Genomic DNA, 14,457 nt, shown 5'->3' with positions numbered 1-14,457 from the left:
TTATCCTATTATTGCCTGATAATCTTCGCTGGAAAGCAAACCATCTATTTGTGATGCATCTGTTATTTTTATTCTTATCATCCAGCCATCATCATATGGTTTTGAGTTTACCAACTCAGGTTTGTCTTTTAGTGCCTCATTTATTGCAATGATTTCTCCAGAAATTGGCATATATAAATCAGAAACAGTTTTTACAGCTTCTACAGAACCAAATATTTCGTTTTGTTCTAAGTTTTCACCAAGTGTGTCAATATCTACAAAAATAATATCGCCTAGTTCTTTTTGTGCAAATGCGCTGATGCCAATTACAGCCTCATCGCCTTCAACTTTTAACCATTCGTGTTCTTTTGAATATTTGAGTGTAGCAGGATATTCCATGTGTTTTTTTTGCTAAGGTAAAATTTTATTTTCAAATTTTATTAGCCAATTACTTATTTTTTTACTCATTTACTTACATTCTATTTGCATATTACTTAATGTTTGTTAAGTGAATTTATTATGTATTTTATTATCTTGTATTGTAATTTCTAATTTATGCTGTGTGTACACATCTTTTTTAGAATATTGTATTATTTTAATATATTAATATAAAAGAATATTATGTCAAAGAAATTTGTAGAAATTAAAGGTTATGCAAAAGAAGGATTTGAAAAAGTAAGAGATGTATTTCAATACAATTTTTATAATAAAAAAGAAGTAGGTGCAAGTTGTTGTGTTTTTTTCGAAGGTGAGAAGGTAGTAGATTTGTATGCTGGATTTAAAGATTCTAAACGCACACAAGAATGGACAGCAGATACACTATCAATTTTGTTTTCTACTACAAAAGGTATCAGCTCAATAGCAATGGCAATGTTGCATAGCAGACAACTACTCAATTATGATGAAAAGGTAGCTCACTATTGGCCAGAATTTGCAGCTAATGGAAAAGAGAATATTACAATAAGAGAACTTTTTTCGCACCAAGCAGGTTTGTTTAGCAATGATAAATCTTTCAACTATGAAACATTGTGCGACGAAAATAAACTATCTAATTGTTTGGCAAAACAAAAACCATATTGGAAAGTAGGTAATAGGCAAGGTTACCATGCATGGACCATTGCCATGTACCAAAATGAGTTGATGAAAAGAATTGATCCACAAAAAAGGAATCTAGCACAGTTTGTTCAAGAAGAAATAGCACAACCATTAAATATAGAATTATACATTGGTTTTCCAGCTCAAGTAGATTGGAACAGAAAAGCGAGTTGTATTCCATTTTCGCCAACTGATGCAATAACAGGCGGAGACAATAGAGATTTTGGTCGTTTGGTTAAGAATATTGTCAATCCATTTTCTATGTTTTATAAATCTTTACTAAATCCACCATTTGCATTAAATTTGAATAATTTTAATAATATAAAATATATATCATTGCAAAATGGTTCTGCACTTGGATTTGGAAATGCATGTAGTTTAGCTACTATTTATAATGACTTAGCCACAGGTGGGAAAAAACTAAATATATCAGCAGAAACATTAGAAGAATTGAGCAAGCCACCAATTGCTCCAAAAGTTGATAAAATAGATTTGGTACTTGGTGTAGATATTCCATTTTCATTAGGCTTTGCTAAGCCTTCGCCTTATCAAGATTTTGGTGTAGATTATAAAGCGTTCGGAACATTTGGTGCTGGTGGTTCTGGCGCATTTGCAGATCCAACTTTACAACTTTCATTTGCTTATGTAATGAATAAAATGGGCACACATATTGCAAATGATCCAAGAGAATTGGCACTTAGACAAGCAACCTACGAATCTGTGCTTGCATTAGAACATAAAAAATTAAAAGAGAAAGCTGTAGTTATGCATGAGTAGTTTTAACTAATTACATTTAGTTGCATCAACCATTTCTGTTCAAATTTATTTTGAGATATGTTTTCAGGTTTAGATATGGAATAGTTTTTACGTAAGTCAAGTGTTAGCGTAACTGCAATATTGTGTATACTTCCATCTCTTTCAATCTTAAAAATAACTATGTCGCCAGTATTTTTTTCTTGTAAAATGCTGCTTAAATTATTTTCAAAATTTTGTGTGTCAACTTCTACAATAATATCATTTACTTGCAAGCCAGCTTTGTATGCACCATAGTTTTTATCTAGTTGTTTGATGACAAAACTATTGCCTTTTTCTTGTAAATATAATCCTAAATAATAACTAGAATTTTGATTATTGATACACGAAAATTCCATTGAATTAAAAATATCTTCTACTGGCAAAGGTCTTGTATTTTCTATATAATTCTCATAAAAATCATTCCAATCAAAATCTACAAATTGTTGTAATACTTGTATAATTCTTTCTTTAGTTAGTCCAGAATAATTTGGCTTTTGGCTTTCAGCAAATAGAATTTGCATTATATTGTCCAAACAATATTTAGCATCAGAATAATATATAAGATATAAATCTATTAGTAAAGCAACAACAGCACCTTTTCTATAATAACTCACTTCAGAATTGATTGAATTTTCTGTTTGTCTATAATATTTTATCCACGCGTCAAAACTTGCTTCTGCTAATGTTTGCACATCATTTCCTGGATGATTAACAACTTCATTAATTAACTTTTCTACAATTTCCAAATATTCTTCTTTTGAGAAAACGCCTGCTCGATAACAAGTTAAATCATCATAATAGCTTGTAATGCCTTCAAAAAACCAAAGTAATTCTGTGTATTGTTCTTGTTCGTATTGATATGGTAATAATTCTTTAGGTTTTATTCTTTTTACATTCCACAAGTGGAAATGCTCATGCGAAAGAAGACCAATAGCTTGTCTGTATTTTTCTCTTTCTTGATAATGATAACTTGGAATCTGATTGACAGACGCATTCAAATGTTCTAAACCACCAAAACCTAAAAGCCGATGTTGAATAATAAACAAATATTTTTCACATGGATGATGCCCAAATATTTCAATTTGCGATGCAATTATTTTTTTTAAATCTTCGATTAATTGTTCAGTATTGCAATTGTTATTACCATACATTGCAATTTCATAAGTGGTGTTTTTTACATTAAAATGTACAATCTGTTGATTGCCAATTTCAAATACACTATCATATAAATCATGAATATTATTAGCTCTTCTTTGCCAAATATTATTATTCAATATTTCTAAGTTAGAAGATATAGAATTCCAATTTTTATCAGGTACAATTTCTATATCTATCGGAATATTTTCATGATTTTCAATATACAATAACGATGCTGCTGCATTTACGAAAGCATGTTCTTCATTGATATGATTGGTACGCACACTCCAATCAAAACCATAAACATGATATTGCAAATGTAAAGAATCAATATTTTTAGTATCAACAATCCAAGTATTTTTATTTGTTTTTTTAATACGCTGTTGAGTATTAATATCAATGATATAGTCTATGTTTTTAGCAAATTCACGCACCAAATAACTACCAGGAATCCACACAGGAAGTTTTAATACTAATGAGTCATATGAGATATTATTTATATGTAAATCAATACATAGTATATGCGCGTATGTTTTTTTTGAAAATAGTTTATATTTAATATGCATGGTATTTATATATTATATACATTTGGTAAATTATAAAACAAATTTATGAAATCTTTTTACTTTTTAATAGCTTATATACTTGTTGGCTTGTTTGCTAGTGACTCATTATCTGCACAAACAATAGATGGTTATACAAATGCATTTAGAACATTTGTAAATCCAGATACTGTAACGGTAAATACAAGACAAAAGATTACATTTAATATTGTAAATGACACGACAAATATCTTACCCAATACATTGTTTAAAATTATTTTACCAAAACAATTTATTTCAGCAGTATGGGATGGAAAGCCATTAACTATACCTGCCCTTTTTGCAGTAACTGCTGGGTACACTAAAGCAGTAATTAATACTACAAAACAACAAACTATAAATAATATACAACCGTCAAGAGATGAATTTATTGGTTATACGCTTCAACAATATTTGGTAGACAAAGATGCATTTGGATTGATTGCAACCATAAAATTGATTGATACATTTAAAATTGGGGATACACTACAAATTGTGCATGGTGCAGGATTAGCACAATCATATATAAATGTAGGTCTTTCTAAAACAACAGACTTTTTTGCTACGATGTGTAATTTTGGAAACACTAATTTTAAAATTATTAGAGATAGACCAATACTACATATAAAAGAAGAAAATTTTGGTCATAAAATAAATTTAGTATTACAATCAACTGCGAAAGCAAATGAATCAGCATTGTTAAAAATTATGTTAACAGACCAGTTTTATAATACAACTCCAACAAAAACTGGAATAATTCAAGTATCATGTAATACTCCATATGCTATTGTAGATAATTATATATCTATTTCTAATGATGATAAAGGAGTTAAGGATTTGTATGTAAAATTTACAAGAGATGGTGTATATACATGTTCATGCCAGTTTGGTAATAAAGTATATACTTCCAATCCAATACATGTATCTGATGATAGTATAAAAATTTATTGGGGAGATTTTCATACGCATACAGAATTTAGTAGAGATGGAAGAGGTTCAGGTGCTTATGACTATACAAGAAATTCAGAAGGCTTAGATTTTTTTAGTATTACAGACCATATAGATGGTGGTGGTACTGATTATTATGGTATAAATGACCAAGAATGGTATAAAATAAAATTAAGAGCTCTAGAATACCATCAACCAAATAGGTATATAACATTTGTTGGATACGAGAATAGTATGCCAACACCATCGCAACACAACAATATGATTTTTAATTTTAAGGACGAAGATATATGGAAGATTCCAAGATGGGGGAATAAAATTGAGTATAATAATGTGCTAAAGATTTATGCATCTGCTGATACAGTTGATACAAGCTTACAAGTATTAACAATACCACACCATACAGGAAAATGTTTTGCATGTTTGTCTCAATGTACTGTACCTATGCAGTTTGGGAATCAATATTATAATAAAAAATATAGAAGAATATATGAAATATATAGTTCACATGGTTTAAGCGAATACTATGATGATAATCATCCGCTATCTTATAAAAGCAATAATCCTAATGCATGTGGTATAAAAGGTTCATTTATTCAAGACGCATGGTCTAAAAGAGAAAGAGTTGGCATTATTGGTAGTTGTGATGGACATATTGCTAGAAGTGCATTCAGAGACCAAGCAGGTGGTGCAGCAATATTTGCTGATAGTTTAAACAGAAATAATTTATTTCAGCATTTATATAATAGAAATGCATACGCAACAACAGGCGAAAGAATAGTATTAAAGTTTAATATCTATAACAAAATGATGGGAGATGAGCTTTTACTTAATCAATACTTAAAACCTGTCTTAGAAATTTTTGTTGCTGGTACAAATGAAATAGAATATGTAGATGTTGTTAAATGGGACTTTACAAACAACCAATATATCAATGGTGTGCCTAAATTTAATGTTATAAAAAGAATACAACCTCAAGCAACAAATAATAGAGTAATTGATTTTTCATTTATGGATTCTACATATTCAGATACTTCCATGTACTACATTAGAGCTAAACAAAAAAATAAGGTTAATAATATAGAAGTTTGGGCATGGAGTAGTCCAATTTGGGTAGATAAGGATAAAACAACATCAAATATATTTCCAAAAGATTCAATCTTTAATTTCAATGTAGATGCTAATTATTGTGATGCTATACTAACATGGAAAGTAAAAAATGAAATAAACATAAAAAAATATAATATATACAAATCTAGTAATGATACTTCAAATTTTTCACTGTTGAAAACAATTTCAGCAAAAAATAATCTAAATGTAATTGACCAATATCAATATAACGATAATAACTCACAAGTAAGAAAGAACTATTATAAATTAGAAGCGATAACTTTTTCAGATTCAATTTTTTTAGTTGGTGTTGATTCGATATATTTATTGAATTGTACTGATTCTATATTATATTTTAATGTTGAGATAGGAAATAAAACTATAAATGTAGATTGGTTGGCACAACAAAAAAACGTACAAAAATATATTGTTCAGAAAGCAAAAATATATGAAACATTAGATTCTTTAACGGAAGTTCTAGCCAATAATAGTGTTTCTGAGAATTATAACTATAAAGATTTTTTTCCAATTAAAGATTCATCAATTTATAGAATTGTGATGCAATTGCCAAACGGACAAATTAAATATTCTAATATTGATACTTTATACTACATTATGGATAGTATTATAGATTTTCATGCAACTTTAAGTGATGGTGTGGTATATCTAACTTGGAAAAATATTCATGAATATGAAACAGAAAGTATGCATGTCGAAAAACATACAGAACAAAATCATCTATTTGAAACAATGATGACTATTGTTCCAGAATTCGGCTTGTTTGATACTTTACAATATGAAATAACTGATAATTTGCCAGATATCGGATGGAATTATTATAGAATAAAACATACTCTTCCAAATAATAAAATTCTGTATACTTATACAGATTCGGTAAATGTATTGAATACACCAATTAAAAATAATTTCAATACACAACAACAATTCACTATCATTGATAATTTAATTCCTGAAGGAAAGCATCAACTTCTCATAAAAACCAATACTGATGAATTACTTGAAGGAAATATAGCTGTGGTAGATGTAACAGGAAAATTATATCAAGTAGGAAATTTAAAGATTTCACAAAATGAAGAATATAAAATGATAGATATTCCATTCTTAAATACTGGAGTCTATTATTTGATTTTTCAAACTAAAGACCAAATTTTTAAATCCAGTTTTATGGTAATGATGAGCCATTAAAAATATAAATATGAAAAATATAATTTATGTAATCTTTATATCAATTATTTTATCTTCTTGTAACAAGAATGAAAATAGTAAGGTTGATAATGTACAATATGAAATAGATTCTATTTCAATTGAGGATGGTTTTTTTAATGAGAACTATGTGTTGAGGAAGAATGACACTAGTTATTTTCAAGAAACAATAATTAAGAAAGTAGATACCACACTTGTCTATAATATTGATGCAAGTTTACCTTATGATTTTGCTAAAGAATACCGTTTTATTAATGATTATTTATATACTCAAAGTATGCAAACATTAGGCTCACAAACTACAACTTATGATTCATTATATTTTACAAGAAATACAGATAATAGCATTAACAAAATTTATAATAGGAAATCAGTAGATATGCCTTATAGTCCAACATGTCCATATGGATTTAATGAGACAGTTTATAATATAGCATATGAAAATAAAAATATAAAATCAATAACATATGAGAATAGAAATACTTTCCCATCTGACGATCCATTTTGTATAGACTTTTACCCTGATTCTATATTTTATGATAATCCAATAATTGTTTATTCTAACTTTGATAACAACTATAACCAAATAGGACTAGATGTAAATGACCTAATTCTTTCACACTTTCTTAATTTCTCTAAACCCTATTTTTTGAATGCATGTATATTTAATTTAAGTAAAAAAATAAATACGCCATCTTCTAAACTAATCAGTGAAATTCCATTAAGAAACTATTCGTTTTCTGAAGTTACACAAGGAAAAATTTCTTATACTTTTGATAGTAATTTCAATAACAGAATAAAAGACTTTACCATTAATTTTGATATATATGGTAATCAAACATATATTAAATATAAATTATATTACAAATAAAAAAACAACAAAATGAAAAAAATAATCTCAAAATTTAGCTACTTGATTCTAATTTCTTTTAGCTTCATTGCATGTAATCCAAATGAAGTGCCACAACCATCAGCTCAACAAAAATATTTTATAGATTCAATACAAGTATTTGTAGTTGCAGGCAATCAAGATATTTTAGTTGATAACTTAAAAACTAATGACTCTCTAGTCTTTGCATCAACAAATACTAGTATATCAAAAACATACAGGTTGTATGATAGAAGTTCACTATACGCTCCAACAGTTGGACTATTAGATATTGATGTGAAAAGTAATTTAATCAACTATATTTCATATTACACCAATGATGACCCAGGTAATGATTTAATCACACCAGATTCCATGTTTTTTATCAGAGATTTATCAAGTAAATTAACGCAATATAAATATAAAGTTGAGCAAAGAGATTGTTCATTTGGCGATTGTATTGATTTTAATGCTTCTGTTAATAAAAATATTACTTATTCAGATAACAGTATAAATACAATTACAGCTAGTGACTTTTATACTAATGAACCATTTTATATCAATCAAAATGAATTAAAGGAATCTTATACATTTGATTATTCTACCGGAATAAGTAACGATTATTCAATGATTGGTTTTAATATTAATGATTTTATTTTGAGTGCTTTAATAGAAAAATTAAATACAGATGAATTTATAACATCAATAGGCATACAAAAATTATTGTTAGCAAATAATGTAAAAATTGAATCTACACCATCATCAAAATTACCAAATAAGATTACAGTGAATTTAGACGGAGAAAATACAGATATAGACATTATTTATACAAGAAATACAAGTAAAGGACAATAGAATAGAATCATTTACCATAGGAAATTACAAATACCAAATCCATTACAAACCATAACATTTTTCTATCTTTGTAGTAATGAATCAATCTTCACAATACTATATCAATTTAGAGAAAAAATATGGAGCACATAACTATCATCCATTGCCAGTGGTACTTGCCAAAGGCAATGGAGTTTATGTTTGGGATGTCGAAGAAAAAAAATACTTAGATTTTCTTTCTGCCTATTCTGCAGTCAATCAAGGACATTGCCATCCAAAAATAATTGATGCATTAGTTCAGCAAGCACAAACACTTACACTTACATCACGCGCATTTCATAATAATTTGTTGGGCGAATTTGAACAATACATCACAACACTTTTTGGTTACGACAAAGTATTGATGATGAACACAGGCGTAGAAGGCGATGAAACAGCACTTAAATTAGCAAGAAAATGGGCGTATGAAGTAAAAGGAGTTGAGCCTAATAAAGCAAAAATAATTTTTGCAGAAAACAATTTCATGGGACGCACCATTGCAGCTGTTTCTGCATCAACAGATCCAAGCTCATACAATAATTTTGGACCATTTGTACCAGAATTTTACAAAATACCATTCAACAATACAGAAGTATTAGAACAAGAATTTCAAGATAAAAATGTAGCAGCATTTTTTGTAGAACCAATTCAAGGCGAAGCAGGCGTAATGGTTCCAGATAATGGATATCTAAAAAAAGTACGTGAACTATGTACAAAATACAATGTACTGTTTGTAGCAGATGAAGTGCAAACAGGTATAGCACGCACAGGAAAAATGTTAGCTTGCAATTATGAACAAGTAAAACCAGATATTCTAATATTAGGTAAAGCATTAAGTGGCGGCGTAATGCCAGTAAGTGCAGTACTTGCCAATGACGAAATTATGCTAACTATAAAACCAGGCGAACATGGTTCAACTTTTGGTGGCAATCCTTTGGCTTGCAAAGTAGCACAAGCAGCATTGGAAGTTGTATTAGAAGAAAATTTAGCAGACAATGCATATAAAATGGGTGAAATATTTAGAAGCGAATTAAAAAATATAAATCACCCAGCTATAAAAGAAATAAGAGGCAAAGGCTTATTAAATTCAATAGAAATAGATAACTCATCAAACGAAAACTTAGCATGGGATATTTGTTTGAAAATGATGAAAAATGGTTTGCTAGCCAAGCCAACACACGGAAATATTATTAGGTTTGCACCACCACTTATCATTACACAAGAAGAAATAGCAAAAGCAATTCAGATAATAAAGATGTCATTATAAGTAATTAGCTAATTTTTTCCGATTCATTTCTTGTAATATCACTAAAAATTGGTATTTTCACTTTGTAAAAAGTAAAAATATGCAAGAAAATTCATTGAATGTTACAAATGCAATTAATGGCTCAATATTGTACAGTATTGAAGAGCAAACACCAGCGCAAATCAAACAATATTATCAAAAAGCAAATATTGTGCAAAATAAAATTGCTAAGATGTCACTTGCAGATAGATTAGCAGAAATAGAAAAAATCAATCAATATGTCATGCAATATGCAGATGTAATTTTAGATTATATCATTGCAGAAACAGGCAAAGCAAGAACAGATGCATTTGCAGCAGAAGTATTTGAAGTATGCGATGTGATTGATGTATATAAAAAATTAGCACCAAAATTATTGAAAGATAAAGATGTGCCAGTACCAATTTTTTTAATGGGAAAAAAATCTAAACAATTCTTCGAACCATTGGGTACAATCTTAGTTATCACACCTTGGAATTTTCCTTTTTATCAAGTAATTGTTCCAAGTATGTTAGCATTTATTGCAGGCAATGCAACTATTGTAAAACCATCAGAGGTAACACCATTAAAACCATTGTGGGAACATTTCTTTGCACATTCAGGTTTTATGCAAGATGCCATTCAAATTGTATTTGGCGGAAAATCTACAGGTGCAGCATTAATTGCAGAAAGACCAGATAAAATACATTTCACAGGTTCTGTGAACACAGGAAAGAAAATTGCACAATTAGCAGCTCAAGATTTAATTCCAGTTGATTTAGAACTCGGAGGAAAAGATGCATCAATTGTATTTGATGATGTAAATTTTGATAGAACTATTAATGGAATAATGTGGGGTGCATTTACCAATGCAGGACAAAACTGTACTGGGATAGAAAGATTATATGTGCAAGAATCTATTTACGATAAATTTGTGGCAGAATTAGTTGATAAAACTAAAAAACTTCGCGTTTCCAATCCAAATAGAGATACCTCAAGACCAGATGAATGTGATGTAGGAGCGATGACTGCATCTTTTCAAGTAGCTATTGTAGAAGATCATATTGAAGATGCATTAGCTAAAGGCGCACGTTTATTGTGTGGAGGAATTAAGGAAAAAGGTTCTATGCATATTCCACCAACTATTTTAGATAATTGTACACATGAGATGAAAATTGCATCAGAAGAAACTTTTGGACCAACGCTTGCAGTTATGAAATTTAAAACTGAAGAAGAAGCTATTACATTAGCCAATGATTCTATTTATGGATTAGGTGGTTCTGTATGGACAAAAGATAAAGAACGTGGTGTGCGTGTAGCACGTGCAATTAAAACAGGAAATTTCTGTATCAACAACCACATGATTAATGAAGCAAATCCATACTTACCATTTGGTGGTACCAAACAATCAGGAATTGGCAGATTTAAAGGTGAAGAAGGTATCCTAACTTTCTGCAATCACAAATCTGTATTTATTGATAATATGAGTAAAGTAGTAGATCCACATTGGTATCCATACACAGAAAATAAAGCAAAACTATTAAAGAATTTAATGGAAGCATGGTTTGCAAAATCAAGAAAATACATCAAGTTTGCTGTAAATGGCTTACAAATAGACGCAATAGGAACAAAAGAACAAATTAAATAATTTTATGAATAAAGATGTATTTGTATATTCTCAATATCTCATAATCTCATCTCTAAAATACTAAATAAAAATGATATACGATTTTATAGTAGTAGGTTCTGGAAGTGGCGGTGGTTCTTTAGCTTTCTTTTTGCACCAAGCAGGTGCAAAGGTTTTGCTATTAGAAGCAGGGAAATTTTATAGAAAAAATACATTTCCAAGAACAGAAGCAGAAACATCAGCAAAATTATATTGGGGTGGAGGAATTGAGTTTTCGAAAGATGGAAGAATGGGATTTCTACGCACAAGATTGGTTGGTGGTTCTTCAATTGTTTATCAATGTTTGATGGACAGATTTGATGATATTGCATTGGATGATTGGAAAGCAGAAAGTGGTGTAGATTGGTTTAATTCTAATGCTATGCAAAAACATTATGAGCAAGTTGAAAAAGAATTAGCTTTACATACATTTTGTGCTGAAGAAATGCGCCCAAACGGAAAACTATTTGCTGCAGCATGTGATAAATTAGGATACAAATGGCATTTCTTACGAAGAGGACAAAGTGATTGCGCACCTGAAAGAGAAAATGATTGTTTGGCATGTTTAGGTGGATGTCATCGAGATTCTAAGCAAAGTTCTATGGTAGCTTTTGTACAGAAAGCAGAAAAAACAGGAATGGCAATTCAAACAGAAGTAGAAATACTCAAAGTAGAACCTAATCAAGATACTTGTAAAATATATGGATTGCAGCAAGGAACTAGAGTGAAGTTTGAAGCAAAAAAAGTAATTCTGGCTGGTGGTTCATTTGGCACTACAAAAATGATGTTGCAATCTGGGTTTAAAAGTAAATTGCCTACACTAGGCAAAAAATTTGCATCACATCCGCAATTTATGTGGTTTGGTTTTCAAAAAGAAAAAGTAGATGCACACAAAGGTATGTTTCAGAGTGTTGCTTCAAAAGATCCAAATTTTAGGAAAGAAGGTTTTAAGTTGGAAAATGTATTTGCACCACCAATTGCAACAGGCATGTTGTTTGGACAAGTTGGTGCAGCACACCAAGATGCACTAAAAAGATATAGACATATGCAATGTATAGAAGTGGCTGTGCGTGATGAAAATGTTGGCGAAATACAAATAGACAATAATGGAAAATTGATTGTACATAAACCATTAACCAATCAAGATATTGCAAGAAAAAATAAAGGACTTGATGCCATAAAGAAAATATTGGTAGAAGCAGGTGCGTATGAAGTGTATGAGTCTAACTTATATTTTGGTTTGCATTTGATGGGTGGTTGTGTAATGGGAACAGATGGCGCAAAATCTGTTGTAGCACCAGATTTTACAGTACATGGAGAAAAAACATTATACATAGCAGATTCAAGTATTTTTCCAAATGCACCAGGCATTAATCCAGGATTAACTATCATGACATTGGGCAATAAATTAGCAAGCGAACTTGTAAAATAAATTTCACTTTAGACTTTGTGCAATCTTTTCGTTAAACCAATTTCGTTCAGAAATTTTTTCTACTTTTGAGAGTTTATCTGAGAATGTTTTTGCATCATTTTTATTCAGCTTTTGTTTTGATATTAGTATTTCAGTAAATTTTATAAAATTTTTATTTAGAATAATATAATCTTCTGGAAGTGTTTTGAGTGATAAAAGATACTTTTTGAAAGATGCAATATAATCTATTAGTAGTTTAAAATATGATTCGTTTGTTTGGCTAATTTCAAAGTATGTTTTAACTAATAATCTACGCTGATTTAACTTATAAAATACATCTTTAAAGTTGAGAAATAATAATAAATCTATTACGCTAGAATAGTCTTTTTTTTCAAATAAAATAAGTGCTTTATTAAAATTGTATACTTCTTCTTTGTGTTCATCTTGTAAATGTGATTTGTATTTTTCTAAGAATTTTTCTGCTAAATTAATTTCATTAAACTTTAATGCTAAGGTGATGTAATTTTTGTACGCTGCTAATTCTATTTGTAAATATATATTTAGAAATATACTATGTTCATCCATTAGTTTGTAAATCTCAAACAAGTATTGATGATAAATTATATTACCTTTGTTTCCTTTGTCTAAGGTATATGCTACTAATAAAAATATATTTCATCTCTTTCAATCTTATCAAGATTAATTTTATTTTCTTTTAGATATTGAATTATTTCTTTTAGATAAGTGTCATTGTTTTCTAAGAATAGAGTTCTAATCTTGCAATGTAATTCATAATATATACTTACAGTATCTTCATTAATTATTGTTGTTTTTAATTCTGGTAGCATACTTGTAAAGTTTAAATTATGCCATCTTAATTTTTGAGTTTCGCAAAATATACTAATGTTGTCAAATATTATTTGATAGTTTGGATTTCTCACATCAGTTTTAATTCTATTAATTAGTCTAATAAATTCAAATTGATATGATAGCAATCCTTGTTGAATACTAATCGGAGTTTCGGTTTGTAGTTTTAATATCTCTTTTTCTGTTTGTAAATAGTGCTTTGTTAAATTGCGTTGATTATAATAATTTAGCAATTGTATTTTATTTGATAGTTCGTTATTCTTTGAGAAAATTGTAATTATGAAATCTTCAATATTCTTTGTTAATTCTGACATAATTTTAGATAACTTATTTTCATCATAAGTTTTATTTGCGAATATTTTTTTATATACTTTTGTTTTTTCTGTATTCTTTTCTAAAAATTGTGGGTATTGCTTATATAAATAAGTGAACATTTTATATGCATGAGCTTCATCTTTATAATAGACTTGATTAATATAAATAGATAAATCTTTTATTTCTAAATTATTAAATGATTTTAACAGGTCTATTAGTTTAGATTTTTTCATAAGTTTTGAAATATATCATTAAGATACAAACAAACTTTTATCTATAATATAAAAAAACCGATGACAAATATCATCGGTTCAGAATATGAAA

11 protein-coding genes are annotated in these 14,457 nt (G+C 28.9%); 7 read left to right on the top strand and 4 right to left on the bottom strand.

Annotated features, from left to right (window positions below; translation table 11 throughout):
• Positions 1–378 (bottom strand): glycine cleavage system protein GcvH, encoded by a 378-nt coding sequence (gcvH, locus tag IPK18_03020; GenBank protein ID QQR98517.1) that lies wholly within the window; start codon positions 376–378, stop codon positions 1–3.
• 222 nt (positions 379–600) lie between these two features.
• Between gcvH and IPK18_03015 the strand changes: the two genes are divergently transcribed.
• The gene (locus tag IPK18_03015) at positions 601–1,851 is read left to right on the top strand and encodes a beta-lactamase family protein (GenBank protein ID QQR98516.1); all 1,251 of its coding nucleotides are present in this window, start codon (positions 601–603) and stop codon (positions 1,849–1,851) included.
• Between the two features lie 2 nt (positions 1,852–1,853).
• Here the strand turns inward: IPK18_03015 and IPK18_03010 are convergent, their stop codons facing one another.
• The gene (locus IPK18_03010) at positions 1,854–3,572 is read right to left on the bottom strand and encodes a PDZ domain-containing protein (protein QQR98515.1); all 1,719 of its coding nucleotides are present in this window, start codon (positions 3,570–3,572) and stop codon (positions 1,854–1,856) included.
• Between the two features lie 45 nt (positions 3,573–3,617).
• Between IPK18_03010 and IPK18_03005 the strand changes: the two genes are divergently transcribed.
• The 6 genes from IPK18_03005 (at position 3,618) to IPK18_02980 (ending at position 12,972) form a co-directional block, all read left to right on the top strand.
• On the top strand, positions 3,618–6,851 hold the full coding sequence (locus IPK18_03005; GenBank protein QQR98514.1) for a hypothetical protein: 3,234 nt from the start codon (positions 3,618–3,620) through the stop codon (positions 6,849–6,851).
• Between the two features lie 10 nt (positions 6,852–6,861).
• The gene (locus tag IPK18_03000) at positions 6,862–7,740 is read left to right on the top strand and encodes a hypothetical protein (GenBank protein ID QQR98513.1); all 879 of its coding nucleotides are present in this window, start codon (positions 6,862–6,864) and stop codon (positions 7,738–7,740) included.
• 12 nt (positions 7,741–7,752) lie between these two features.
• The gene (locus tag IPK18_02995; protein QQR98512.1) at positions 7,753–8,592 is read left to right on the top strand and encodes a hypothetical protein; all 840 of its coding nucleotides are present in this window, start codon (positions 7,753–7,755) and stop codon (positions 8,590–8,592) included.
• A gap of 76 nt (positions 8,593–8,668) precedes the next feature.
• A complete protein-coding gene (rocD, locus tag IPK18_02990) occupies positions 8,669–9,877 on the top strand; it encodes an ornithine--oxo-acid transaminase (GenBank protein ID QQR98511.1) in 1,209 nt (402 codons plus the stop codon).
• Positions 9,878–9,956: 79 nt separating this feature from the next.
• Positions 9,957–11,522, top strand: a complete 1,566-nt coding sequence (locus tag IPK18_02985; GenBank protein ID QQR98510.1) for an aldehyde dehydrogenase family protein — start codon at positions 9,957–9,959, stop codon at positions 11,520–11,522.
• A 70-nt stretch (positions 11,523–11,592) separates the two neighbouring features.
• Entirely contained in the window at positions 11,593–12,972 is a 1,380-nt protein-coding gene (locus IPK18_02980) for a GMC family oxidoreductase (GenBank protein QQR98509.1), read from the top strand.
• Between the two features lie 3 nt (positions 12,973–12,975).
• Here the strand turns inward: IPK18_02980 and IPK18_02975 are convergent, their stop codons facing one another.
• Entirely contained in the window at positions 12,976–13,536 is a 561-nt protein-coding gene (locus IPK18_02975) for a hypothetical protein (GenBank protein QQR98508.1), read from the bottom strand.
• 74 nt (positions 13,537–13,610) lie between these two features.
• Positions 13,611–14,366 (bottom strand): hypothetical protein, encoded by a 756-nt coding sequence (locus tag IPK18_02970; GenBank protein ID QQR98507.1) that lies wholly within the window; start codon positions 14,364–14,366, stop codon positions 13,611–13,613.
• Positions 14,367–14,457: the final 91 nt, after the last annotated feature.

The organism is Sphingobacteriales bacterium (assembly GCA_016699615.1).
GTDB lineage: Bacteria > Bacteroidota > Bacteroidia > Chitinophagales > JADIYW01 > JADJSS01.
This window is presented reverse-complemented; position numbering and strand designations above follow the sequence as displayed.

Bases quoted from the DNA above. Each gene is read 5' to 3' on its own strand.
- IPK18_03015 (QQR98516.1), top strand. From the start codon at position 601: ATGTCAAAGAAATTTGTAGAAATTAAAGGTTATGCAAAAGAAGGATTT.
- IPK18_02995 (QQR98512.1), top strand. From the start codon at position 7,753: ATGAAAAAAATAATCTCAAAATTTAGCTACTTGATTCTAATTTCTTTT.
- IPK18_03010 (QQR98515.1), bottom strand. From the start codon at position 3,572: ATGCATATTAAATATAAACTATTTTCAAAAAAAACATACGCGCATATA.
- IPK18_02985 (QQR98510.1), top strand. From the start codon at position 9,957: ATGCAAGAAAATTCATTGAATGTTACAAATGCAATTAATGGCTCAATA.
- gcvH (QQR98517.1), bottom strand. From the start codon at position 378: ATGGAATATCCTGCTACACTCAAATATTCAAAAGAACACGAATGGTTA.
- rocD (QQR98511.1), top strand. From the start codon at position 8,669: ATGAATCAATCTTCACAATACTATATCAATTTAGAGAAAAAATATGGA.
- IPK18_03000 (QQR98513.1), top strand. From the start codon at position 6,862: ATGAAAAATATAATTTATGTAATCTTTATATCAATTATTTTATCTTCT.
- IPK18_02980 (QQR98509.1), top strand. From the start codon at position 11,593: ATGATATACGATTTTATAGTAGTAGGTTCTGGAAGTGGCGGTGGTTCT.
- IPK18_02975 (QQR98508.1), bottom strand. From the start codon at position 13,536: ATGGATGAACATAGTATATTTCTAAATATATATTTACAAATAGAATTA.
- IPK18_02970 (QQR98507.1), bottom strand. From the start codon at position 14,366: ATGAAAAAATCTAAACTAATAGACCTGTTAAAATCATTTAATAATTTA.
- IPK18_03005 (QQR98514.1), top strand. From the start codon at position 3,618: ATGAAATCTTTTTACTTTTTAATAGCTTATATACTTGTTGGCTTGTTT.